Source organism: Mycobacterium sp. NPDC050041 (assembly GCF_049541695.1).
Taxonomy (GTDB): domain Bacteria; phylum Actinomycetota; class Actinomycetes; order Mycobacteriales; family Mycobacteriaceae; genus Mycobacterium.
This window is the reverse complement of sequence record NZ_JBMVDG010000005.1, coordinates 41256-63630: the sequence shown is the minus strand read 5'-3', so window position 1 is coordinate 63630 and position 22375 is coordinate 41256. Positions and strand designations below refer to the sequence as shown.

General features: G+C 69.3%; 21 protein-coding genes and 2 tRNA genes. 8 read left to right on the top strand and 15 right to left on the bottom strand.

Annotated features, from left to right (window positions below):
• Nucleotides 1–81 precede the first annotated feature (81 nt).
• Nucleotides 82–675 carry a 3-isopropylmalate dehydratase small subunit gene (gene leuD, locus ACPCHZ_RS16955; RefSeq protein WP_364971370.1) on the bottom strand — a complete coding sequence of 198 codons (594 nt, stop codon included), beginning with the start codon at nucleotides 673–675 and terminating at the stop codon, nucleotides 82–84.
• On the bottom strand, nucleotides 675–2105 hold the full coding sequence (leuC, locus tag ACPCHZ_RS16950) for a 3-isopropylmalate dehydratase large subunit (protein ID WP_423485791.1): 1431 nt from the start codon (nucleotides 2103–2105) through the stop codon (nucleotides 675–677). The genes leuD and leuC overlap by 1 nt, the downstream gene beginning before the upstream one ends.
• A gap of 88 nt (nucleotides 2106–2193) precedes the next feature.
• Here leuC and ACPCHZ_RS16945 point away from each other — a divergent pair, with 88 nt between their 5' ends.
• Entirely contained in the window at nucleotides 2194–2895 is a 702-nt protein-coding gene (locus tag ACPCHZ_RS16945; protein ID WP_364971372.1) for an IclR family transcriptional regulator, read from the top strand.
• Nucleotides 2896–2986: 91 nt separating this feature from the next.
• On the opposite strand, the gene ACPCHZ_RS16940 is transcribed toward ACPCHZ_RS16945, so the two are convergent.
• The 4 genes from ACPCHZ_RS16940 to ACPCHZ_RS16925 all read right to left on the bottom strand — a co-directional run bounded on the left by ACPCHZ_RS16940 (nucleotide 2987) and on the right by ACPCHZ_RS16925 (nucleotide 5569).
• A tRNA-Glu gene (locus ACPCHZ_RS16940) sits at nucleotides 2987–3062 on the bottom strand.
• Nucleotides 3063–3126: 64 nt separating this feature from the next.
• A tRNA-Gln gene (locus tag ACPCHZ_RS16935) sits at nucleotides 3127–3198 on the bottom strand.
• Nucleotides 3199–3314: 116 nt separating this feature from the next.
• Nucleotides 3315–4787: a glutamate--tRNA ligase gene (gene gltX, locus ACPCHZ_RS16930; RefSeq protein WP_423485790.1), complete on the bottom strand. Its 1473-nt coding sequence runs from the start codon at nucleotides 4785–4787 to the stop codon at nucleotides 3315–3317.
• Complete coding sequence (locus ACPCHZ_RS16925) at nucleotides 4787–5569, bottom strand: fumarylacetoacetate hydrolase family protein (RefSeq protein WP_423485789.1); 783 nt, start codon at nucleotides 5567–5569, stop codon at nucleotides 4787–4789. The genes gltX and ACPCHZ_RS16925 overlap by 1 nt, the downstream gene beginning before the upstream one ends.
• Before the next feature lie 114 nt (nucleotides 5570–5683).
• Between ACPCHZ_RS16925 and ACPCHZ_RS16920 the strand changes: the two genes are divergently transcribed.
• From ACPCHZ_RS16920 to ACPCHZ_RS16910, 3 genes are all read left to right on the top strand, one after another.
• A complete protein-coding gene (locus ACPCHZ_RS16920) occupies nucleotides 5684–6877 on the top strand; it encodes an MFS transporter (RefSeq protein ID WP_423485788.1) in 1194 nt (397 codons plus the stop codon).
• A gap of 82 nt (nucleotides 6878–6959) precedes the next feature.
• Nucleotides 6960–7466: a pyridoxamine 5'-phosphate oxidase family protein gene (locus tag ACPCHZ_RS16915; protein ID WP_423485787.1), complete on the top strand. Its 507-nt coding sequence runs from the start codon at nucleotides 6960–6962 to the stop codon at nucleotides 7464–7466.
• Nucleotides 7456–7890 carry a hypothetical protein gene (locus tag ACPCHZ_RS16910; protein WP_423485786.1) on the top strand — a complete coding sequence of 145 codons (435 nt, stop codon included), beginning with the start codon at nucleotides 7456–7458 and terminating at the stop codon, nucleotides 7888–7890. Before ACPCHZ_RS16915 ends, ACPCHZ_RS16910 begins: the two co-directional genes overlap by 11 nt.
• On the opposite strand, the gene ACPCHZ_RS16905 is transcribed toward ACPCHZ_RS16910, so the two are convergent.
• Both ACPCHZ_RS16905 and serA read right to left on the bottom strand, forming a co-directional pair.
• A complete protein-coding gene (locus tag ACPCHZ_RS16905) occupies nucleotides 7887–8897 on the bottom strand; it encodes a 3-isopropylmalate dehydrogenase (RefSeq protein WP_364971381.1) in 1011 nt (336 codons plus the stop codon). The two genes, ACPCHZ_RS16910 and ACPCHZ_RS16905, sit on opposite strands and share 4 nt — an antisense overlap.
• On the bottom strand, nucleotides 8894–10480 hold the full coding sequence (gene serA / locus ACPCHZ_RS16900) for a phosphoglycerate dehydrogenase (protein ID WP_423485785.1): 1587 nt from the start codon (nucleotides 10478–10480) through the stop codon (nucleotides 8894–8896). The genes ACPCHZ_RS16905 and serA overlap by 4 nt, the downstream gene beginning before the upstream one ends.
• 30 nt (nucleotides 10481–10510) lie before the next feature.
• Here serA and ACPCHZ_RS16895 point away from each other — a divergent pair, with 30 nt between their 5' ends.
• Both ACPCHZ_RS16895 and ACPCHZ_RS16890 read left to right on the top strand, forming a co-directional pair.
• Nucleotides 10511–11953 carry a phytoene desaturase family protein gene (locus ACPCHZ_RS16895; RefSeq protein ID WP_423485784.1) on the top strand — a complete coding sequence of 481 codons (1443 nt, stop codon included), beginning with the start codon at nucleotides 10511–10513 and terminating at the stop codon, nucleotides 11951–11953.
• A 35-nt stretch (nucleotides 11954–11988) separates the two neighbouring features.
• Nucleotides 11989–12330 carry a hypothetical protein gene (locus ACPCHZ_RS16890; protein ID WP_423485783.1) on the top strand — a complete coding sequence of 114 codons (342 nt, stop codon included), beginning with the start codon at nucleotides 11989–11991 and terminating at the stop codon, nucleotides 12328–12330.
• 54 nt (nucleotides 12331–12384) lie between these two features.
• Here ACPCHZ_RS16890 and ilvC read toward each other — a convergent pair whose 3' ends face one another.
• The 3 genes from ilvC to ACPCHZ_RS16875 are packed head-to-tail and all read right to left on the bottom strand — an operon-like array spanning nucleotide 12385 to nucleotide 15824.
• The gene (gene ilvC, locus ACPCHZ_RS16885; protein WP_423486085.1) at nucleotides 12385–13386 is read right to left on the bottom strand and encodes a ketol-acid reductoisomerase; all 1002 of its coding nucleotides are present in this window, start codon (nucleotides 13384–13386) and stop codon (nucleotides 12385–12387) included.
• 57 nt (nucleotides 13387–13443) lie between these two features.
• Nucleotides 13444–13953 carry an acetolactate synthase small subunit gene (ilvN, locus tag ACPCHZ_RS16880; RefSeq protein ID WP_364973589.1) on the bottom strand — a complete coding sequence of 170 codons (510 nt, stop codon included), beginning with the start codon at nucleotides 13951–13953 and terminating at the stop codon, nucleotides 13444–13446.
• Nucleotides 13950–15824: an acetolactate synthase large subunit gene (locus ACPCHZ_RS16875; RefSeq protein WP_423485782.1), complete on the bottom strand. Its 1875-nt coding sequence runs from the start codon at nucleotides 15822–15824 to the stop codon at nucleotides 13950–13952. Before ACPCHZ_RS16875 ends, ilvN begins: the two co-directional genes overlap by 4 nt.
• A 336-nt stretch (nucleotides 15825–16160) precedes the next feature.
• Between ACPCHZ_RS16875 and ACPCHZ_RS16870 the strand changes: the two genes are divergently transcribed.
• Nucleotides 16161–16502, top strand: coding sequence for a PH domain-containing protein (locus tag ACPCHZ_RS16870; protein ID WP_423486084.1), 342 nt, complete (start codon nucleotides 16161–16163; stop codon nucleotides 16500–16502).
• Between the two features lie 3 nt (nucleotides 16503–16505).
• On the opposite strand, the gene ACPCHZ_RS16865 is transcribed toward ACPCHZ_RS16870, so the two are convergent.
• The gene (locus ACPCHZ_RS16865) at nucleotides 16506–17345 is read right to left on the bottom strand and encodes a DoxX family protein (protein WP_423485781.1); all 840 of its coding nucleotides are present in this window, start codon (nucleotides 17343–17345) and stop codon (nucleotides 16506–16508) included.
• 124 nt (nucleotides 17346–17469) lie between these two features.
• On the opposite strand from ACPCHZ_RS16865, the gene ACPCHZ_RS16860 reads away from it, so the two are divergent.
• Entirely contained in the window at nucleotides 17470–18588 is a 1119-nt protein-coding gene (locus ACPCHZ_RS16860) for a PQQ-dependent sugar dehydrogenase (RefSeq protein WP_423485780.1), read from the top strand.
• Nucleotides 18589–18662: 74 nt separating this feature from the next.
• Here the strand turns inward: ACPCHZ_RS16860 and ACPCHZ_RS16855 are convergent, their stop codons facing one another.
• The 3 genes from ACPCHZ_RS16855 to gatB are packed head-to-tail and all read right to left on the bottom strand — an operon-like array spanning nucleotide 18663 to nucleotide 22358.
• Nucleotides 18663–20303: a peptide chain release factor 3 gene (locus ACPCHZ_RS16855; protein WP_423485779.1), complete on the bottom strand. Its 1641-nt coding sequence runs from the start codon at nucleotides 20301–20303 to the stop codon at nucleotides 18663–18665.
• Between the two features lie 51 nt (nucleotides 20304–20354).
• A complete protein-coding gene (locus ACPCHZ_RS16850) occupies nucleotides 20355–20849 on the bottom strand; it encodes a GNAT family N-acetyltransferase (protein ID WP_423485778.1) in 495 nt (164 codons plus the stop codon).
• Nucleotides 20850–20855: 6 nt separating this feature from the next.
• Nucleotides 20856–22358 (bottom strand): Asp-tRNA(Asn)/Glu-tRNA(Gln) amidotransferase subunit GatB, encoded by a 1503-nt coding sequence (gatB, locus tag ACPCHZ_RS16845; protein WP_423485777.1) that lies wholly within the window; start codon nucleotides 22356–22358, stop codon nucleotides 20856–20858.
• Between the last annotated feature and the right edge of the window lie 17 nt (nucleotides 22359–22375).

The window sequence follows — 22375 nt, the reverse complement described above, 5'->3', positions numbered from 1 at the left end:
CGGTTGCCGCGCATGGCCTCCTGCCGGAGGTTCGGAGAACCCCTTCCAGGGCGGCGAATTCGGCCCGCCGCGGGGCTTCGATCAGGCCGGCAGGGTCTTCGGTTTCCAGGCCGGCCTGCGCTGTTCATAGGACTCGATCGCATCGAGTTTCTGCAGCGTAAGGCCTATATCGTCGAGTCCGGAGAGCAGTCGCCATGCGGTGTATTCGTCAATTCTGAACGGCACCACAACCGTTCCGGCGGTCACTGTTCGATCTTGAAGGTCCACACCGATTTCCAGCCCGGGATTCTGCTCGATCAGCTTCCACAGCAGTTCCACATCGTCTTGCGCGACTTCGGCGGCCAGCAGTCCCGCCTTGCCCGCATTCCCGCGGAAGATGTCGGCGAACCTAGACGAGATAACTACCCGGAACCCGTAGTCCATGAGCGCCCAGACCGCGTGCTCGCGCGACGACCCGGTGCCGAAATCCGGTCCGGCCACCAACACGGAGCCCCGGTCGAACGGCGCCAGATTGAGAATGAACGACGGGTCGTTACGCCAGGCGGCGAACAAGCCGTCCTCGAATCCCGTTCGGGTGACCCGCTTCAAATACACCGCAGGGATGATCTGGTCGGTGTCGACGTTCGACCGGCGCAGCGGCACGCCGATCCCGGTGTGGGTGGTGAAGGCTTCCATCACTGGGCTCCTCGGTCGGTCAGGTCGGCGGGAGAGGACAGGGTGCCGCGCACCGCGGTGGCCGCGGCGACGGCGGGTGAGACGAGATGGGTGCGGCCACCCTTGCCCTGCCGGCCCTCGAAATTTCGGTTCGAAGTCGACGCGCAGCGCTGCCCCGGGGAGAGTTGATCGGGATTCATGCCGAGGCACATCGAGCATCCGGCCTGCCGCCACTCAGCGCCTGCGGCGGTGAAGATCGCGTCCAGGCCTTCGGATTCGGCCTGCGCCTTCACCCGCATCGAGCCGGGCACGATCAGCATCCGCACCCCGTCGGCGACCGAGCGGCTGTTCAGCACGTCGGCGACCACCCGCAGATCCTCGATGCGGCCATTGGTGCAGGAGCCGACGAACACCGTGTCCACCGCGACGTCGCGCATGGCGGTGCCGGGGCGAAGGTCCATGTAGGTCAACGCCTTCTCCGCGGCCTGCCGCTCGCCCTCGTCGACGATCAGCTCGGGGTCGGGCACCGCACCGGACAGCGGAATGCCCTGGCCGGGATTGGTGCCCCACGTGACGAACGGGCTCAGGCTCGCGGCGTCGATGTGCACCTCGGTGTCGAATTCTGCGCCGGGGTCGGTGCGCAACTGGCTCCACGCCGCGACCGCGGCGTCCCAGTCGGCGCCCTGCGGGGCGTGCCGCCGGCCCCGCAGGAATTCGAAGGTGGTGTCGTCCGGTGCCACCATGCCTGCCCGGGCGCCGGCCTCGATGCTCATGTTGCAGATCGTCATCCGGCCCTCCATCGACAACCGTTCGATGGCGCTCCCCCGGTATTCGATCACATGACCCTGGCCGCCGCCGGTGCCGATCTGCGCGATCACCGCGAGGATGATGTCCTTGGCGCTCACTCCCGGCAGCAGTTCACCGTCGACGTTCACCGCCATCGTCTTGAACGGCCGCAGGGGCAGCGTCTGGGTGGCCATCACGTGCTCGACCTCGGATGTGCCTATTCCCATGGCCAGCGCGCCGAACGCGCCGTGGGTCGAGGTGTGACTGTCGCCGCACACCACCGTCATCCCCGGCTGCGTCAGGCCGAGCTGCGGGCCGATGATGTGCACGATGCCCTGCTCGACGTCGCCCATCGGGTGCAGGCGGATGCCGAATTCCGCGCAGTTGCGGCGCAACGTCTCGACCTGGGTGCGCGACACCGGATCCGCGATCGGCTTGTCGATGTCGATCGTCGGGACGTTGTGGTCCTCGGTGGCGATCGTGAGATCGGGCCTGCGCACCGGGCGTCCGGCGAGCCGGAGGCCGTCGAACGCCTGGGGGCTGGTGACCTCGTGGACCAGGTGGAGGTCGATGTAGATCAGGTCGGGTTCGTCGTGGCCGGAGGCGACGACGTGGTCGGCCCAGACCTTCTCGGCCATGGTCCTGGGCTTGTGCGAGTTGGCCATCACATCTCGATTCGCGTCGTGGCGCCCCGCACGCCGATCTCGTCACGTTGGGCTGGTGTCTCAACATGCGGGACGTTAGTATCTCTCTGTGAGACAGGATAGCGGCATCGGCGTGCTGGACAAAGCCGTGGGCGTGCTGCATTCGGTGGCCGAGTCACCGTGCGGGCTCGCCGAACTGTGCGACCGCACCGGATTGCCGCGGGCCACCGCTCACCGGCTGGCGGCCGGCCTGGAGGTGCACCGGCTGCTCGCCCGCGACGCCGACGGCCGATGGCGGCTCGGCCCGGCGCTCACCGAACTGGCCGGGCACGTCAACGACCCGCTGCTGGCGGCGGGTGCGGTGGTGCTGCCGCGGTTGCGCGAGATCACCGGTGAGAGCGTGCAGTTGTACCGGCGCGAGGGCACCGCGCGGATCTGCGTGGCGGCGCTGGAGCCGCCCGCGGGCCTGCGTGACACGGTTCCGGTGGGCACCCGGCTGTCGATGACCGCAGGCTCGGGCGCCAAGGTGCTGTTGGCCTACGCCGACCCGGCCACCCAGCACGCCGTACTGCCGGAGGCGAAGTTCACCGACCGCGCCCTGGCCGAAGTCCGCAGGCGCGGCTGGGCGCAGAGCGCAGCCGAACGCGAGCCGGGGGTGGCGAGTGTGTCCGCCCCCGTGCGCGACGGCCGCGGTGCGGTGGTGGCCGCGGTGTCGGTGTCAGGACCCATCGACCGGATGGGCCGCCGCCCCGGTGCACGCTGGGCCGCGGACCTGGTGGCGGCGGCGGAGGCCTTGACCCGCCGGTTGTGAGACAGGTCGCAGTCGTGCCGCTCCGTCGCAGAGTCACACGGATCCGGGAACGAGAAACGCCCGCCTCGAGCGAGGCGGGCGAACGGATATCTGGTACCCCCGATGGGATTCGAACCCACGCTACCGCCGTGAGAGGGCGGCGTCCTAGGCCGCTAGACGACGGGGGCTAGAACAAATTCCGGAGAGCCAGCATAGCTCAGGCGTCAGACCTGACCTAATCTCCGGACGCAGCTGGGGTACCAGGACTCGAACCTAGAATGGCGGTACCAGAAACCGCTGTGTTGCCAATTACACCATACCCCAATGGCTACTCGTCACCGCAGGTCACGAGCGCTTTCGGCCCTACCGGCAGCGGCTCGTCGCCGCCGCCCGTGTTTGTGGGCCGACAGGCAGACTACCAAAGATTCCGCGGCCACTTTTCACGCCTGGGGCGTCTCGGCCGCCGCGCGCTCCCGACCGGCGCGCAGCCGCCGCAGGCTGCGGTCACGACCGAGCAGTTCCAGCGACTCGAAAAGCGGCGGGCTGATGCTCGCACCGGTGACCGCCACCCGGATCGGACCGAACGCCTTGCGGGGTTTCAGCTCGAGGCCGTCGATCAGCGCGGACTTCAGCGCCTCCTCGATCGCCGGGGTGGTCCACTCCGTAACACCCTCCAGCGCGGTCGCCGCGGCATCGAGCACGCCCACCGCTTCGGTGCGCAGCTCCTTGGCGGCGGATTTCTCGTCGAGCGCGAATGCGGAGTCGTCGAGGAACTTCAACAGGTCCCACGCGTCACCGAGCACGACGATGCGCGTCTGCACCAACCGGGCGGCGTCCGCGAACCGCCGCTCGTCGAGCCCGGTGTCGTAACCGTGAGCGGTGAAGTAGTCGCGCAGCCTGACGGTGAACTCGTCCTCGCTGAGCAGCCGGAGGTGCTCGGCGTTGAGGGCGTCGGCCTTCTTCTGGTCGAAGCGCGCCGGATTGGAATTGACGTCGGCGATGTCGAACGCGGCCACCATCTCGTCGAGGCTGAACACGTCGTGGTCGTCGGCGATCCCCCACCCCAGTAGCGCCAGGTAGTTGAGCAGGCCCTCAGGGATGAAGCCCCGTTCCCGGTGCAGGAAGAGGTTCGACTGCGGGTCGCGCTTGGACAGCTTCTTGTTGCCGTCGCCGAGAACGCTCGGCAGATGCCCGAATTCGGGCACCCGCTCGGCCACGCCGATCCGGATCAGCGCCTCGTACAGGGCGATCTGGCGCGGTGTCGAGGACATGATGTCCTCGCCGCGCAGCACGTGGGTGATCTTCATCAATGCGTCGTCCACGGGATTGACCAACGTGTACAGCGGATCGCCGCTGGCGCGGGTGAGCGCGAAATCCGGCACGGAGCCGGCAGGGAACGTCGTCTCGCCGCGGACCAGATCCCGCCACGTGAGGTCGTGGTCGGGCATCTTGAGCCGGATCACCGGCCTGCGCCCCTCGGCGAGGTAGGCCGCACGCTGCTCGTCGGTCAGCTCCCGATCGAAGTTGTCGTAGCCCAGCTTCGGATTGCGTCCTGCGGCCACGTGCCGGGCCTCGACCTCCTCGGGTGTCGAGAACGCCTCGTAGGCCTCGCCGGCCGCGAGCAGGCGGTCCACCACGTCGCGGTGGATGTCGCGTCGCTGCGACTGCCGGTAGGGCGCGTACGGTCCGCCGATGTCGGGGCCCTCGTCGTAGTCGAGACCCAGCCAGGACAGCGCGTCCAGCAGGGCCAGATAGCTTTCCTCGCTGTCGCGTTCGGCGTCGGTGTCCTCGAGACGGAAGACGAAGGCGCCTCCCGTGTGGCGGGCGTAGGCCCAGTTGAACAGGGCGGTGCGGATCAGCCCGACGTGGGGCGTTCCCGTGGGCGAGGGGCAGAACCGAACCCGGACCGTCATCACTTAGCCTTTCGCACAACGGGATTGGTCAGCGTGCCGATGCCCTCCACAGTGATGCTGACGGTGTCGCCGTTCTCCAACGGCCCGACTCCCTCCGGCGTGCCGGTGAGGATGACGTCTCCCGGCAGCAGGGTCATCACCGCCGACACCCACTCGACGATGGCCCCGATGTCGTGGATCATCAGCGACGTCCTGCTGTGCTGCCGCAGTTCCCCGTTGACCTCGGTGCGCAGATCCAGATCGGCGGGGTCGAGGTCGGTGACGATCCAGGGCCCGAGCGGGCAGAAGGTGTCGTGGCCCTTGGCGCGGGTCCACTGCCCGTCCTGCTTCTGCTGATCCCGGGCGGACACGTCGTTGGCGATCGTGTAGCCGAGGATGTTCTCGGCGGCGCGGGCGGCGGGCACGTCCTTGCACGGGCGGCCGATCACCACCGCCAGTTCGCCTTCGTGGTGCACCGGATTGGCGCCGGCAGGCAGTTGGATCGGGACGTGCGGACCGATGATCGACGTGTTCGGCTTGAGGAAGATGATCGGGTCCGGGAAGTCGCCGCCACCCATCTCCTCGATGTGCGCGGCGTAGTTCTTGCCCATGCAGACCACCTTGCTGGCAAGGATGGGCGCCAGCAGACGGACGTCGGCCAGCGGCCAGGACCGCCCGGTGAATGTCGGGGTGCCGAACGGATGTTCGGCGATCTCCTTGGCGACGGCCGCCGGATCGTCGGGAGGACCTTCGATGCTGACGAAGGCGACACCGTCTGGGCTGGCGATTCGACCGAGGCGCATCACCACAGCCTAGTGGCCGCGGGGCGGCGGCCGACGGCCGACTCCCCGCCGCCAGTGTCTCATTATTTGAGACATGAGTTCTGCACACTGAGACACCTGTGCCACCATGTCCGCATGGCCACGGCGGCGATCGGCACCCTGCGACGCTGGTCGATGCTGGTCATCGCGCTCACCGCGACGTTGTGCGCCAACGTGTTCATCAACGGTGCGGCGTTCCTCATCCCGACCCTGCACTCCGAGCGCGGACTCGACCTGGCCGTGGCGGGTCTGCTGTCGTCCATGCCGAGCTTCGGGATGGTGTGCACGCTGATCGCCTGGGGCTACGTGGTGGACCGGGTCGGCGAGCGGTTCGTGCTCACCGTGGGTTCGGCGCTGACCGCGGCCGCCGCCTTCGCCGCGGCCGCCGCCGACTCCCTGATCCTGGTCGGCGCACTGCTGTTCCTCGGCGGCATGGCGGCCGCGAGCAGCAATTCGGCCAGCGGTCGGCTGGTGGTCGGCTGGTTCCCTCCCCAGCAGCGCGGGATGGTGATGGGCATCCGGCAGACCGCGACGCCGCTGGGCGTCGGGCTCGGCGCACTGGTCATCCCTCGGCTTGCCGAGTCGCACGGTGTGGCGACGGCGCTGCTGTTCCCCGCCATCGTGTGTGCTGTCGCCGCGGTGATCTGCGTGGCGGGCGTGCTGGATCCGCCACGGCCGCCCCGCGCGGAGGCGCCTGCCGCGGATCTGGCCAACCCGTATCGCGGCGCGGCCGTGCTGTGGCGGATCCACGCCGTCTCGGTGCTGCTGGTGGTGCCGCAGGCGGTGGTGTGGACGTTCACCCTCGTGTGGCTGATGACCGATCGCGGATGGTCGGCGGTGTCGGCGGGAACGCTGGTGACCGTCTCCCAATTGCTGGGCGCCGCGGGACGAATCGCCGCCGGCTACTGGTCCGACCGGGTGCGTCACCGGCTCCGGCCGATCCGGTCGATCGCGTTGGCTGCGGCCGCGACGATGGCGCTGCTCGCGCTGACCGATGCGCTCGGCTCGCCGGTCAGCGTCGCGCTGATGGTGGCGGCGTCGGTGATCACCGTGTCCGACAACGGGCTTGCGTTCACCGCGATCGCCGAGATCGCGGGCCCCTTCTGGAGCGGACGTGCCCTCGGCGCGCAGAACACCAGCCAGCACCTGGCCTCGGCGGTCGCGGCGCCCGCGTTCGGCGCCCTGATCGGCATCGCCGGGTATCCGGCGGCGTTCGCGGTGTGCGCCGTGTTGCCGCTGATCGCACTGCCATTGGTTCCCGTCGACGTCGAGACCCCCTCGGACGCCTGATCGACGGCGGCGACGCCGACTGCCGTGACGCCTTTACTGCCGATTCACGATGCCCGCATCCGGGCGGCGTTACTCTCGCCGCGTGCCGACCGCCGCACTCGACATCATCGACAGGTATTTCACCTGCGAGTTGACCACGCTCGGCCGCGGCGGCGCGCCCCAGACCTGGCCGGTCTCACCGCGTCTGCTCGCCGACGGCCGATTCCTGGTGGCCACCAGCATCGGGCTGCCGCAGAAGGCCTTCAACATCCGCCGCGATCCCCGGGTCAGCATGTTGTTCTCCGAGCCGACCGGCAGCGGCGTCGCCGCTCCGGGCGCCGTGCTGATCCAGGGCGACGCCGTCGCCGAGGACGCCATCGTCACCGACGCACTGGCCGACCCCGATTTCGCCGCCCTGATGCAAACGGTCGCCCGACGCCAGCCCGCCGGGGCGATCTGGCACTCACGGGTGGGCCGGCGCGTGTTCTGGTCGTACTACATGCGCATCCTGATGCACGTCACCCCGCGCCGGGCACTGTACTGGCCGAACCGCGACTTCGCCGCTGCGCCAATAGAACTCGATCTCAGCGAGGTGCGCCGTGTGGAGTGAGGCGGCGAAGGCGCTGCGCCGGTACGACGAAGCCGTCCTCACCGCGATCGACACGCAGGGGTATCCGTTCAGCATCCGCGTCCGCACCGCGGACTACGACCCGACCACCGGAGTGCTCACCGCGGAACTGCCCACCGCGCTGGCGCCCGCCGCAGGCCCGGCGAATCTGCTGTGCCACTTCCACGACGACGAGATGTGGAACATCCGGACGCTGCACGTGCGCGGCCGCCTGGAGCGCCGCGACGACGCATGGGACTTCGTCAGCACCGCCTTCACCACGCCGTCGCGACTGGCTCCACTCGCGATGATCAGGAACGCGAATGCCTCCGCGCGCAGATACCTCGCCCGGCGCGGCCTCGACCGCCCGGCCGTCGACTGGGCGATGGTCAAGGAGATCCAGCGTCGAGTGGACGAACAGCGCTAGAGGTTGGCCGCGATCCGGTCGCCGATCTGGGTGGTCGACAGCTTCTCCTCGCCGCGGGTGGCGAGATGCTGCTCCACCGCACGGTCGACCCGCGCCGCGGCGGCGTCCTCGCCGACGTGGGCCAGCAGCAAGGCCACCGACATCACGGCCGCAGTCGGGTCGGCGATGCCCTGGCCCGCGATGTCCGGGGCGCTGCCGTGCACCGGTTCGAACATCGACGGGTTGGTGCGGGTGGCGTCGATGTTGCCGCTGGCGGCCAGGCCGATACCGCCGGAGACGGCGGCGGCGAGGTCGGTGATGATGTCGCCGAACAGGTTGTCGGTGACGATGACGTCGAACCGACCCGGATCGGTGACCATGTGGATCGTGGCCGCGTCGATGTGCTGATAGGCGGTCTCGACGTCGGGGAATTCGCGGCCGACCTCGGCGACGGTGCGCGCCCACAGCGTTCCGGCGAAGGACAGCACGTTCGTCTTGTGCACCAGCGTGAGGTGCTTGCGCCGCTTGGCCGCTCGCGCGAACGCGTCGCGCACCACCCGCTCGACGCCGAACGCGGTGTTCAGGCTGACCTCGGTGGCGACCTCGTGCGGGGTGCCGGCCCGGATCGCGCCGCCGGTGCCCGTGTACGGGCCCTCGGTTCCTTCGCGCACCACCACGAAGTCGATCGCCGGGTCGCCGGCCAGCGGGCTGGTGACGCCGGGGAGCAGCCGGGAGGGCCGCAGGTTGACGTGGTGGTCGAGCTGGAAGCGCAGTGTCAGCAACAAGCCGCGCTCGAGCACGCCGCTGGGCACCGACGGATCCCCGATCGCACCGAGCAGGATCGCGTCGTGGCCGCGCAGTTCGTCGACCACGCCGTCGGGCAACGTCTCCCCCGTTGCGTGATAGCGCCGTGCGCCCAAGTCGTACTCGGTGCGCTCGACGCCGGGCAGCACGATGTCGAGCACCTTCAGTGCCTCGGCGATGACCTCGGGTCCGATACCGTCGCCGGCGATGACAGCGAGCTTCACGACAGGTCGACCAGTTCCAACGTCGAGGCGCTCACATCGCGGCCGATTCCGGCCAGCACGTCGGCGGGCACCTGGCGGTCGAGCCGCAACATGATGGTCGCGCCGTCGCCGTCCGCATCCTGGGAGAGCTGCGCGGCCAGGATGTTCACCGCGGCACCGCCCAGCAGGGTGCCGATCTTGCCCAGTGCGCCCGGCTGGTCGTCGTAGTTGATGATCAGGTTCACGCCCTCGGCGCGCAGATCCAGGTTGCGGCCGTTGACCTGCACGATCTTCTCGACCAGCTGCGGCCCGGACAGCGTGCCCGAGACGTTGACGGTCGAACCGTCGGCGGCCACGGCGCGGACGTCGACGACGCTGCGGTGATTGGGGCTCTCGCTCTCGGTGTCGATGCTCGCCTCGACACCGCGCTCGGCGGCCAGCGCGGGGGCGTTGACGAACGTCACCTGATCCTCGATCACCGCGGAGAACAGGCCGCGCAGCGCGGACAGCCGCAGCACCCCGACGTCCTCGGATGCCAGCTCACCGCGCACCTGGACGCACAGGTTGGTCGGCAGCTCCGCGGACAGCGCCCCGACCAGCACGCCCAGCTTGCGGACCAGGTCCAGCCACGGCGCCACCTCCTCGCCGACGGTGCCGCCCCCGACGTTCACGGCGTCCGGCACGAACTCGCCGGCCAGCGCGAGCCGCACACTGGCCGCGACGTCGGTGCCCGCCCGGTCCTGTGCCTCGGCGGTCGATGCGCCGAGGTGCGGTGTGACGACGACCTGCGGCAGCTCGAACAGCGGGCTGTCGGTGCACGGTTCGGTCGCGAAGACGTCCAGACCGGCACCGCGGATGTGCCCGCTGGTGATCGCGTCGGCGAGCGCCTGCTCGTCGATCAGCCCGCCGCGCGCGGCGTTGACGATGATGGCGCCCGGCTTGATCTTGGCCAGCGCGTCCTTGCCGAAGAGGCCCGCGGTCTCCTTCGTCTTCGGCAGGTGCACCGAGATGAAGTCGGCCCGGCCGAGCAGTTCGTCGAGGGACAGCAGTTCGATGCCCAGCTGCGCGGCCCGCGCGGACGAGACGTACGGGTCATAGGCGGTGATGTGCGCGCCGAACGCCGCGAGCCGCTGGGCCACCAGCTGGCCGATCCGGCCCAGTCCGACGACGCCGACGGTCTTGCCGAAGATCTCGGTCCCGGAGAACTTTGAACGCTTCCACGTGTGCTCGCGCAGCGTGGCGTCGGCCGCGGGAATCTGGCGGGCCGTGGCCAGCAGCAGCGCCAAGGCGTGTTCGGCGGCGCTGTGGATGTTGGAGGTGGGCGCGTTCACCACCAGCACACCGCGGGCGGTGGCGGCGTCGACGTCGACGTTGTCCAGGCCGACACCGGCCCGCGCGACGATCTTGAGTTTGGGCGCCGCCGCCAGCACCTCGGCGTCCACGGTGGTCGCCGAACGCACCAGCAGTGCGTCGGCGTCCGGCACCGCGGCCAGCAGCTTCGGGCGATCCGGACCGTCCACCCAGCGGACCTCTACCTGGTCACCGAGGGCGGCGACGGTGGACTCGGCGAGTTTGTCGGCGATCAATACAACGGGCAGGCTCACGCGGACAGCGTAGTGGGCTGTAATGGGCCCATGAACATCACGGTGGTCGGCAGCGGGCCCAACGGGCTCGCCGCGGCCGTGGTCTGCGCCCGTGCTGGGCTGTCGGTGCAGGTACTGGAGGCGCAGCCGACGTTGGGAGGTGGGGCGCGCAGCGCCACCGACCCCGAGTTCGACGGCATCCTGCACGACGTGTGCTCGGCGGTGCACCCGCTGGCGCTCGGCTCGCCGTTCTTCGCCGAGTTCGACCTGCAGGCGCGCGGAGTCCGATTCGGCGTGCCCGAGATCTCCTACGCCAACCCACTGGCGGGGCGGCCCGCGGCGGTCGCCTACCGCGACCTCGACCGCACCTGCGACGAGTTGTCCGACGGTGCGTCCTGGCGGCGGCTGCTCGCCCCGCTCGTGGAGCACGAGGACACGGTGCTGGGATTCATGTTGGGCGACAAGCGCTCGCTGCCACCGGACCTCGTCAACGTGACGAGGCTGGGGCTGCGCATCCTGGAGCAGGGTACGCGGGCGTGGAACCTGTTGCTGCGCGGCGAAGATGCTCAAGCACTACTGACAGGCGTTGCCGCGCACGCCATTTCGCGACCACCCTCGCTGGCGTCATCCGGTGCCGGATTGATGCTCAGCACGCTGGCCCACACCCGGGGCTGGCCCATACCGATCGGCGGCACCCAGGCGATCACCGACGCGCTGATCGCCGACCTGCGCGCCCACGGTGGCGAGATCCACGCCGACAGCGAGGTGACCACCCCGCCGTCGGGCGTCGTGCTCTACGACACCGCCCCGACCGCGCTGATGCCGATCTACCGAGAACGGGTTCCGTCCCGATACGCCAGAGCGCTGATGCGCTACCGCTTCGGCCCCGGTGCGGCCAAAGTGGACTTCGTCCTCTCCGATGACGTGCCGTGGTCGGACGAGCGGCTGGCCGATGCGCCGACACTGCACCTCGGCGGCAGCCGCGGCGAGATGGCCCGGGCCGAGATCGAGGCCGCGCAGGGACGGCATGCCGCGCGGCCGATGATTCTCGCCGCACTGCCCCACCTCGTCGACCCCACCCGCATGGACGACGCGGGGTGGCGGCCGATGTGGACCTACGCGCACGTCCCCGCGGGATCGACGGTGGACCAGACCGAGGCCGTCACCGCCTCGATCGAACGGTTCGCGCCCGGTTTCCGCGACATCGTCGTCGCCGCGCGCAGCGTCACCGCCGCCGAGATGCCGCAGCACAACGCGAATTACGTGGGCGGTGACATCACCGTCGGTGGCGCCGACGTGTTCAAGGCGGTGCTGGGGCCGACCCCGAGGCTCGATCCGTGGGCGACACCCATTGACAAGGTCTACCTGTGCTCGTCGGCCACCCCCCCGGGCGCCGGCGTGCACGGGATGGCGGGCTACTACGCGGCACGCTCGGTGTTACGCCGTGAGTTCGGCATCCGCGAGGTGCCGAGCCTCGCCCCGGCGAATCGGTGACATCGAGGGGTCCCGGCCGGCCCTAGGGTGAAATCATGTCGGCACGAGCGCCTGTGGGCATCGCACGCTACGTGGGATCGGTCCCGAGGAATCCCGACGACTGGGCGGCGTTGATGGACGCCGCAGACGTGCAGCTCTATCGCGTCGATCCGCCGCTGACCGGCCACCGCGTGGTCGCGGCCACGCAGTCGATGTGGGCGATCCGGTTGCGGTGCGTCGGCGAGGACGGGCCCGACGAGGACCCGGTGTCGACGACGATCTACGGCGTCACCGGCGGCGAGGGCGTGCGCGTCGACCGTGACCGTCCACTCGCCGAGACCGCCGACGGCAAATGCCCGGCGCGTGCCCTGGCCGAGCTCGGATACGCCATCCGCTGAGACGACTTCGGCGCGCCCACCCTCGTGAGGTGGACGCGCCGAAAGTGTTGTCGCCTATGCCGTTTCGGTGATCGGCCGGTCGACCCAGCTCATCAGGTCACGCAGCTTCTTGCCGGTCACCTCGATCGGGTGCTCGGCGTTCTGCTTGCGCAGGCTCTCGAGCTCCTTGTTGCCGCCCTCGACGTTGGCGACGAGCTTCTTGACGAAGGTGCCGTCCTGGATCTCCGACAGGATCTGCTGCATCCGCTTCTTGGTGTCGGCGTCGATGACCCGCGGTCCGGACAGGTAGCCGCCGAATTCGGCGGTGTCGGAGACCGAGTAGTTCATCCGCGCGATGCCGCCCTCGTAGATCAGGTCGACGATGAGCTTCAGCTCGTGCAGCACCTCGAAGTAGGCCAGCTCGGGCGCATACCCCGCCTCGACCATCACCTCGAAGCCGGTCTTGATGAGTTCTTCGGTGCCACCGCACAGCACGGCCTGCTCACCGAACAGGTCGGTCTCGGTCTCGTCCTTGAACGTGGTCTTGATGACGCCGGCCCGGGTGCCGCCGATGCCCTTGGCATAGGACAGCACCAGCGCCTCACCCTCGCCCTTGGGGTCCTGCTCCACGGCGACCAGGCACGGAACGCCCTTGCCGTCGACGAACTGACGGCGCACCAGATGGCCGGGGCCCTTGGGGGCCACCATGCCGATGGTCACGTTCGCCGGCGGCTTGATCAGGTCGAAGTGGATGTTCAGGCCGTGTCCGAAGAACAGCGCATTGCCGTCCTCGAGGTTGGGCTCGATGTCGTTGGTGAAGATGTCGGCCTGCGCGGTGTCGGGCGCCAGCAGCATGATCACGTCCGCCCACTTGGCGACCTCGGCCGGAGTGTCGACCTCGAGACCCTGCTCGGTGACCTTGTCCCGGGACTTCGAGCCCTCCTTGAGGCCGACCTTCACCTGCACGCCCGAGTCACGAAGGCTCAGCGAATGGGCGTGGCCCTGGCTGCCGTAGCCGATGACGCCGACCTTGCGTCCCTGGATGACGGACAGATCCGCATCGCCGTCGTAGAACATCTCAACTGCCACTCTGTATTTCCTTCTCTTCTGAGCGTCTTCGCTTGTTTTCGGGGATTACTTGGCGGAGCCGATGCCGCGGGGACCGCGGGACAACGACACCACACCGGACTGCACGATCTCGCGGATACCGTACGGCTCGAGCACCCGCAGCAGCGCCTCGAGCTTGCCCGGCGTGCCGGTGGCCTCGACGGTCAGCGACTCGTTGGAGACGTCGACGACCTTGGCGCGGAACAGGTTCACCGCCTCGATGACCTGGCCGCGGGTGGTCGCATCCGCGCGCACCTTGATCAGCGCCAGCTCACGCGAGACCGAGTTGTCGGCGTCCTGTTCGACGATCTTGATCACATTGATCAGCTTGTTGAGCTGCTTGGTGATCTGTTCGAGGGGAAGCAGCTCCTCGACGCTGACGACGATCGTCATGCGGGACATGTCCTTCTGTTCCGTCGCGCCGACGGCCAGTGACTCGATGTTGTAGCCGCGCCGCGAGAACAGTGCCGCCACACGGGCGAGCACGCCGGGCTTGTCCTCGACGAGCACCGACAGCGTGTGCGTGGTGGTCATCAGGCGTGCCCCTCTTCGTTGTCGTCGAACAGCGGACGGATGTTGTGGGCGGCCATGATCTGGTCATTGCTGGTTCCTGCGGCCACCATCGGCCACACCTGCGCGTCGGCGCCGACGGTGAAGTCGATGACCACCGGCCGGTCATTGATCGCGCGCGCCTGGTTGATCACGTCTTCGACGTCTTCGGCACGCTCACAACGCAATCCGACACAGCCCAGTGCGTCGGCCAGCTTCACGAAGTCCGGGATGCGCCGCGAGTGGGTGCCCAGATCCGTCTGGCTGTACCGCTCCTCGTAGAACAGCGTCTGCCACTGGCGCACCATGCCGAGGTTGCCGTTGTTGATCACCGCGACCTTGATCGGGATGCCCTCGACCGCACAGGTCGCCAGCTCCTGGTTCGTCATCTGGAAGCAGCCGTCGCCGTCGATGGCCCACACCTCGGCCTCCGGCCGGCCCATCTTGGCGCCCATCGCCGCCGGGACGGCGAAGCCCATGGTGCCGAGGCCACCGGAGTTCAGCCACGTCCGCGGGTTCTCGTAGGAGATGAACTGCGCGGCCCACATCTGGTGCTGCCCGACGCCGGCCACGTAGATCGCATCCGGGCCGGCCAGCTTGCCCAGCGACTCGATCACGTACTCCGGCGACAGGCTGCCGTCGCTCTGCGGGCCGTAGCTCAGCGGGAATGTCGACTGCACGCCGCGCAGGTACTCCCACCACGTGTCGATTCCCAGTTCCTCCTGCCCGCCGGTGTCTTTTCTCAGCACCTCCAGCAGGTCGGCGATGACGGCCTTGACGTCACCCACGATCGGCACGTCGGCGTGCCGGTTCTTGCCGATCTCGGCCGGGTCGATGTCGGCGTGGATGACCTTGGCCTCGGGCGCGAAGGAGTCGAGCTGCCCGGTCACCCGGTCGTCGAAACGGGTGCCCAGCGCGATCAACAGGTCGCTGCGCTGCAGCGCGGCCACCGCGGAGACGGTGCCGTGCATCCCCGGCATGCCGAGGTTCTGGGGGTGGCTGTCGGGGAACGCGCCACGCGCCATCAGCGTGGTGACCACCGGGATGCCGGTCAGTTCGGCGAGGTCCAGCAGCTCCTGGCTGGCGTCGCCGCGGATCACGCCACCGCCGACGTACAGCACCGGCTTACGCGCGGCCGCGATCAGCTTCGCCGCCTCCCGCACCTGACGGCTGTGCGGTTTGGTGTTCGGTTTGTACCCGGGCAGGTCCATCTGCGGCGGCCAGGAGAACGTGCACTTGCCCTGCAGGATGTCCTTGGGGATGTCGACGAGCACCGCACCCGGCCGCCCGGAGGACGCGATGTGGAACGCCTCGGCGATCACCCGGGGGATGTCGTCACCGTTGCGGACCAGGAAGTTGTGCTTGGTGATCGGCATCGTGATGCCGGAGATGTCGGCCTCCTGGAAGGCGTCGGTGCCGATCAGCGCGCGGCCGACCTGGCCGGTGATCGCCACCACCGGGATGGAGTCCATCTGCGCGTCCGCCAGCGGCGTCACCAGGTTGGTGGCGCCGGGACCGGAGGTCGCCATGCACACGCCGACCCGCCCGGTGGCGTGGGCGTATCCGCTGGCGGCGTGGCCGGCGCCCTGCTCGTGGCGCACCAGCACGTGGCGCAGCTTCTGGGAGTCGAACAGCGGGTCGTAGACCGGCAGGACAGCGCCGCCCGGGATGCCGAAGATCACGTCGACGTCGAGTTCCTCGAGCGACCGGATCACCGCCTGGGCACCGGTGACTTCGTGCGGCGCAATTCGCTTGGGCTGCACGGTCTTCGGGCTGGTGGACTTGACAGCGGACACGGCATCGCCGCTGGGCGGCGCGGTGGCGGCCCGTTCCGGTGGTCGCGTGGTCGGTGCGCTCACTTCGTCCTCTTGAATCTCGTTGTTGTCGGTTTCACTTCGGCGCCCTTGAAGCAACAAAAAACCCCCGTCAGCAGGGCTGCTGTACGAGGGTTGGCGCGTCGATGCTGGTGGCTATGCCCAAGAGAGGGCCAGCGCGGCATCAACGCGCCAACCAATTACTACGAGCAAGCCCTTTCGCATAACACATGACGGTAGCCTCCGCACTGGTCACAGGTCAAATTCCGGCGGCCCGCCGTCCGGCCCGCCGTCACCCTCCCGGCGCAGTGCCAGAATGGGGGTGTGAGCACTCCATCCGCATCCACGCCGCCGGCTCCGGTCGTCATCCGGATCTCGCCGATGGCGCACCTTGCGGTCGGATTCTTCGCCTTCGCGCTGCTCGCGGTCGTGCTCAGCACCCCGCCGGTGTCCGCCGCGCTCTTTCTGCTGCCGATCGCACTGTCGGCGTTGATCATTCGTTACCGCACGGTCGCCGATCAGGACACCGTCACCGCGCGGCGGGCGTTCGGCAGCACCACCGTGCCGTGGTCCGACATCGAGGGCCTGCAGTTCGGCAAGGGCGCCTGGGCGTCGGCCCGCCTCGTCGACGGATCCGAATTGCGCCTTCCGGCCGTCACATTCGCGACGCTGCCGGAGCTGACGGAGATCAGCGCGGGCCGGGTGCCCAACCCGTACGCGTAGCCGTCAGGCCAGCGGGTTGGCGCCGTTGAGCAGCACCCACAGCCCGATACCCGCCCCGACGCCCAGCAGCAGCGCGGCGAACGATCCGACGAACGGCCGGCGTGTCCAGCCGCGTCCCGCGTCGAACCCGTACCGCCCCGGCCCGGCCAGGATGACCGCGGCGACCGCGGCCAGCACGAACACCCGGTACTCGTGGCCGTCGGTGAGGAATGCGGAAAGCCTGGCCTCTTCGTGGGCGACGACCGCCTCGGCGAGCACCCCGTTGATCAGGTACGCCAGTGCGCCGGCTGCGGCCACCGGGGTGAACAGGCCGAGCACCAGCAGCACCCCGGCGGCGATCTGGCCGATGGTGGCCACGTACGTCAGGACTCCCGCGTGCTGGAAGCCGAGTTCGGCCAGCGTCGTCTCGAAACCGCCGAGGCCCGGCCCGCCCCACCACCCGAACGCCTTCTGCAGGCCGTGGGAGATCAGCAGCACGCCAACCGCCAGCCGGAGCACCAGCAGGCCGAGGTCCTGGGTTCCGCGCCGGCCCGCGGCCCTGACCCGGTCCTCGGCGATGGGGTCGACGTCGATCTCGGCAGGCTCGGCGGAGTACGGCGCCATCGCGTGGCGCCCGCTGGGCTGGACGTAGGGCAGTGGTTCCGGGTCGGCGAGCAGGCCGAGCCCGGGCTCGCCACTGGTGCCCTTGGTGGAGTCGTAGCGCGGGATCGCGGTGGTCTCGAAGTCCCCGCCGTAGGTCGAGGTGGGCAGATCGTCTTCCGGATCGACCAGGCTCGCCGTCGCCGGGCGGCCCGAGCCGTCGGGCCGTTGCCAGGCGAGCGGGTCCTGAGAGTGACTGGTCACGCAGTCAGGGTAAGTGCAACTCACCCCCGAACCGGGGATTTACCACGGCGCTTTGGCCGCGTTTCGGCAGGTGGGCGAGCACCGGCGTGGCGAGCACCGCCCGGCGATCCGTAATCTGGCTCGCATGAGGACGCGCCGGCCGGTCATGGGTGTGTTCGTGCTGTTGTGCGCGCTCGTGGTCGGGTCGGGTTGCGCCCGCTTCGACGAGGCGCAGTCGCAGCCGTTCACCACCGAGCCGGAGATGAAGCCGCCGCCGAGTTCGGCGCCGCCACCGCCACCGCCGTTGCCGCCCACGCCGTTCCCCAAGCAGTGCCCGGCGCCCGGGGTGATGCAGGGCTGCCTGGAGAGCACCAGCGGGCTGATCATGCTGCCCGACGGCCAGTCGGCGCTGGTCGCCGAGCGCACCACCGGCGCGGTCAAGGAGGTCGCGACCCGAGCCGAGCCCAAGGTCAAGACCACCATCCCGGTCGACGGGTCCGGCGACGGCGGCCTGATGGACATCGTCATGTCACCGACCTACTCCCAGGACCGGCTGATGTACGCCTACGTCAGCACGCCGTCCGACAACCGCGTCGTGCGCATCGCCGACGGCGACATCCCCAAGCCGATCCTCACCGGCATCCCCAAGGGCGCCACCGGCAATTCGGGCTCCCTGATCTTCACCAGCCCGACGACGCTGCTGGTGCAGACCGGCGACGCGGGCAATCCCGCACAGGCCGCCGACCCCGGTTCACTGGCGGGCAAGGTGCTGCGCATCGAGCAGCCGACCACCGTCGACCAGGCGCCGACGACGACCGCACTGAGCGGGCTGGGGGCGGGCGGCTCGATGTGCGTCGACCCGTCCGACGGATCCCTCTACGTCACCGACCGCACGCCCACCGCGGACCGGTTGCAGCGGATCACCAAGGAGTCGGCGGTCTCGACCGTGTGGACGTGGCCGGACCGGCCCGGTGCGGCCGGGTGCGCGGCGCTGGACGGCACCGTGCTGGTGAACCTGGTGAACACCAAGCAGACGGTCGCGGTGCGGATGGCGCCGGACACCGGAGCGGTCACCGGCGAGCCGGAGGTGCTGCGCCAGGACACCCACGGGCACGCTTGGGCGCTGCAGCTGTCCCCCGACGGCAACGTCTGGGGCGCCACGGTCAACAAGACCTCGGGCGACGCCGAGAAGTTCTCCGACGTGGTGTTCCCGCTGTTTCCGCAGGGCGGCGGCTTCCCGCGCAGCAACGCCGACAACACCTGAGCCCGGCCGTCGCCCCGCCACGACGCGGAGGCCGCTTTCGCCGTGTGGGCGGCGCTGGTTCCCGCAGCGGAGACCTAGTCCCCCGCCGCCACCAGTGAGCGCAGTCGCAGGCCGGGGTTGTCCCGTTCGACGCTCTGCAGGCGCCACGGGGTGGAGAACACCGCGAGGATGACGCCGTCGGTCCGGGTGAAGACCTCGACGGACGCCTGCTTCTGCAGCAACTCGACATCGGCGGGATCGGCGGCGCGCGCGACGGTGTACGGCAGCGGCTCGAGCGAGATCGGCGCGGCGAACTCGGCGGCCATCCGGTGGGTGGCCACCTCGAACTGCATCGGCCCCACCGCGGCGAAGACCGGCGCCTGGTCACCGCGCCGGTCCGAGCGCAGCACCTGGACGACGCCTTCCTGCTCGAGTTGGTCGATGCCCTTGCGGAACTGCTTGTGCTTACTGGGGTCCGTGCCCCGCGCGACGGCGAAATGCTCGGGCGAGAAGCTCGGTATCGGCGGGTACTGCACGGCGATGTCCCGGTAGAGCGTGTCGCCCGGACGCAGCGACGCGGCGTTGGCGAGCCCGATGACGTCGCCCGGCCAGGCGGTGTCCAGAGTGGAGCGGTTCTGACCGAAGACCGATTGCGCGTACTTGGTGACGAACGGCTTGCCGGTGGCGGCGTGGGTGAGCACCTCACCGCGCTCGAACGTGCCCGAGACCACCCGGGCGTACGCGATCCGGTCACGGTGGGCCGAATCCATGCCCGCCTGGACCTTGAAGACGAACGCGCTGAACGGCGACGAGGCGTCGCGCCGGTTGCCGTCGACGTCGAGTTGACCGTGCGGCGACGGCGCCAGTTGGGCGAGGACGTCCAGGAGCTGATTGACCCCGAAGTTGAGGATGGCCGAGGTGAAGAGAACCGGCGTCGAAGTACACCGCAGGAACGAGTCCCGGTCGAAGTCGGCGCCGTCGGCGGACAGCAGCTCCGACTCCTCGATCGCGGTGTCCCAGTCGCTTCCCGCGACCTCGTGGGCGCGGGAGGCATCGATGTGTTCTTCGGGCGCGGCGGTGGCACCGCCTGCTGTCCGGGTGTACTTGATGTATGTGCCGGTACGCCGGTCGAGGACGCCCTTGAAGTCGCCGGCGATACCGACCGGCCACGTCAACGGCGTGGTCTGCAGCTGAATGCGCTCATGGATCTCGTCCATCAACTCCAGCGCGTGGCGACCCGGGCGGTCCCATTTGTTGACCACCGTGATGATGGGAATGCCGCGGTGCCGGCAGACCTGAAACAGCTTGAGCGTCTGCGGTTCCAGGCCCTTGGCGGCGTCGATGAGCATCACCGCGCAGTCCACGGCGGTCAGCACGCGGTAGGTGTCCTCGGAGAAGTCGGCGTGGCCGGGAGTGTCGAGGAGATTGATGACGCAGGTGTCGCCGCTGTGCGTCCGGTACGGGAACTGCAGCGCCGTCGAGGTGATCGAGATCCCGCGGGCCTTCTCCATCTCCATCCAGTCCGAGACGGTGGCGCGACGGCCGGCCTTGCCGTGGATCGCGCCCGCCTCGGTGATGGCCTTGGCGTGCAGCACCAGCGCCTCGGTCAGCGTGGACTTACCGGCGTCGGGATGGCTGATCACAGCGAACGTTCTGCGACGTCGCGCTTCGGCGGAGATGCGGTCTGCCTTGGGCCCCGTGGCGGCCGTCGACACACCGGAGGCGGTATCGGTCATTGCACTGTCGATGATATTGGCCGTGGCGGCCAAACCGATAATCGCGGCGGTCTAGGTCTGCAGTGCGAGATGCATCACGTGCAGGCCGACCAAACCGTGCGTGCGCGAACGGAAGGCACCCGGGACGGTGCCCGCGATCTCGAAACCGAGCGACTGCCACAGCCGCACCGCCCGGGTGTTGGTCTCGACGACGGCGTTGAACTGGATCGCGCGGTACCCGTTGCGCCGGTGCCAGTCGATCACCCACTCGGCCATCGCCCGCCCCGTCCCGCGGATCTGCAGCCCCGGGTCGACCATGAAGCTGGCCGTGCCGACATGGTCGCCGCGGCCGCGGCGGTTGGGGCCCATCTTCGCGGTACCGACCACCCGGCCGTCGACCACGGCCACGATCGCGTGGCCAGGCGGTGGCTCGAGCCACAGCCGCGCGATCTCCTCGTCGGTCAGCGCCTCGGGGTAGGCGTAACTTTCGCCGTCGGCCACCACCGGCCGGAAGATCGCGGCGATCTGGCGCACGTCGTCGGCGCCGGCGGCCCGTATCTCCAGCACGGCGGATCAGCCGCAGGCGGCGAGGACCAGTTCGCGGACGCGGGCGGCGTCGGCCTGACCCTTCGTGGCCTTCATCACCGCGCCGACGATCGCGCCTGCGGCCGCCACCTTGCCGCCGCGGATCTTCTCGACGATGTCGGGGTTGGCGGCCAGCGCCTCGTCGACCGCCGCCTTGATCACCGAGTCGTCGCGCACCATCGCGAGACCGCGGTCGGCCATCACCCGCTCGGGGTCGCCCTCACCGGCGAGCACACCCTCGACCACCTGCCGGGCCAGCTTGTTCGACAGCTTGCCGTCGTCCACCAGCTTGATCACCGCGGCCACCTGCGCCGGAGTGATGGCCAGCGCGTCGAGTTCGACGCCGGCCTCGTTGGCCTTCTGCACCAGGTAGTTGCCCCACCAGGCACGGGCCTGGTCGCTGGAAGCGCCCTGCGCGACGGTCGCGGTGATCAGATCAAGTGCCCCGATGTTGACCAGGTCGCGCATCACCTCGTCGGAGATGTCCCAGTCCTGTTGAATCCGCTTGCGCGACAACCACGGAAGCTCCGGAATGGTCCCCCGCAGCTGCTCGATCTGCTCCGCGCTCGGCGCCACCGCCTCGAGATCGGGCTCGGGGAAGTACCGGTAGTCCTGCGCGGTCTCCTTGCTCCGGCCCGGCGAGGTGTAGCCGTCCTCGTGGAAGTGCCGGGTCTCCTGCACGATCCGGCCACCCGACTCGAGCACGGCGGCCTGCCTGCGCATCTCGTAGCGCACCGCGACCTCGACGCTCTTGAGCGAGTTGACGTTCTTGGTCTCGGTGCGGGTGCCGAACTCCGCCTGACCGATCGGCTTCAGCGACAGGTTCGAGTCGCACCGCATCGAGCCCTGGTCCATCCGCACGTCGGAGACACCCAGTGCGCGCAACAGATCCCGCAGCGCGGTGACGTACGCCCTGGCGATCTCGGGGGCACGGGCGCCCGCGCCCTCGATGGGCCGGCTGACGATCTCGATCAGCGGCACGCCGGCACGGTTGAAGTCCGCCAGTGAATGCGTCGCCCCGGCGATCCGGCCGGTGTCGCTGCCGAGGTGGGTCAGCTTGCCGGTGTCCTCCTCCATGTGGGCGCGCTCGATCTCCACCCGCCAGGTGCTGCCGTCGTCCAGGGGCACGTCGAGGTGGCCATTGATGGCGATCGGCTCGTCGTACTGCGAGATCTGGTAGTTCTTCGGCTGGTCCGGGTAGAAGTAGTTCTTCCTGGCGAAGCGGCACCACGAGACGATCTCGCAGTTGAGCGCCAGCCCGATGCGGATCGCCGACTCCACCGCCGACTGGTTGATCACCGGCAGCGACCCCGGCAGCCCGAGGCACACCGGGCACACCTGCGTGTTGGGCTCGGCGCCGAAAGCGTTGGCGCACCCGCAGAACATCTTGGTCGCCGTCGACAGCTCGACGTGCACCTCCATGCCCATCACGGGTTCGTAGCGCGCGATGACCTCGTCGTAGTCGAGCAACTCGGCGGTAGCGGCAGTCATACCAGCGATGTTAGTGG

Bases quoted from the DNA above. Each gene is read 5' to 3' on its own strand.
- leuD (WP_364971370.1), bottom strand. From the start codon at position 675: ATGGAAGCCTTCACCACCCACACCGGGATCGGCGTGCCGCTGCGCCGG.
- ACPCHZ_RS16860 (WP_423485780.1), top strand. From the start codon at position 17,470: ATGAGGACGCGCCGGCCGGTCATGGGTGTGTTCGTGCTGTTGTGCGCG.
- ACPCHZ_RS16920 (WP_423485788.1), top strand. From the start codon at position 5,684: ATGGCCACGGCGGCGATCGGCACCCTGCGACGCTGGTCGATGCTGGTC.
- leuC (WP_423485791.1), bottom strand. From the start codon at position 2,105: ATGGCCAACTCGCACAAGCCCAGGACCATGGCCGAGAAGGTCTGGGCC.
- ACPCHZ_RS16870 (WP_423486084.1), top strand. From the start codon at position 16,161: ATGGCGCACCTTGCGGTCGGATTCTTCGCCTTCGCGCTGCTCGCGGTC.
- gatB (WP_423485777.1), bottom strand. From the start codon at position 22,358: ATGACTGCCGCTACCGCCGAGTTGCTCGACTACGACGAGGTCATCGCG.
- ACPCHZ_RS16855 (WP_423485779.1), bottom strand. From the start codon at position 20,303: ATGACCGATACCGCCTCCGGTGTGTCGACGGCCGCCACGGGGCCCAAG.
- ACPCHZ_RS16895 (WP_423485784.1), top strand. From the start codon at position 10,511: ATGAACATCACGGTGGTCGGCAGCGGGCCCAACGGGCTCGCCGCGGCC.
- gltX (WP_423485790.1), bottom strand. From the start codon at position 4,787: ATGACGGTCCGGGTTCGGTTCTGCCCCTCGCCCACGGGAACGCCCCAC.
- ACPCHZ_RS16890 (WP_423485783.1), top strand. From the start codon at position 11,989: ATGTCGGCACGAGCGCCTGTGGGCATCGCACGCTACGTGGGATCGGTC.
- ilvC (WP_423486085.1), bottom strand. From the start codon at position 13,386: ATGTTCTACGACGGCGATGCGGATCTGTCCGTCATCCAGGGACGCAAG.
- ACPCHZ_RS16925 (WP_423485789.1), bottom strand. From the start codon at position 5,569: ATGCGCCTCGGTCGAATCGCCAGCCCAGACGGTGTCGCCTTCGTCAGC.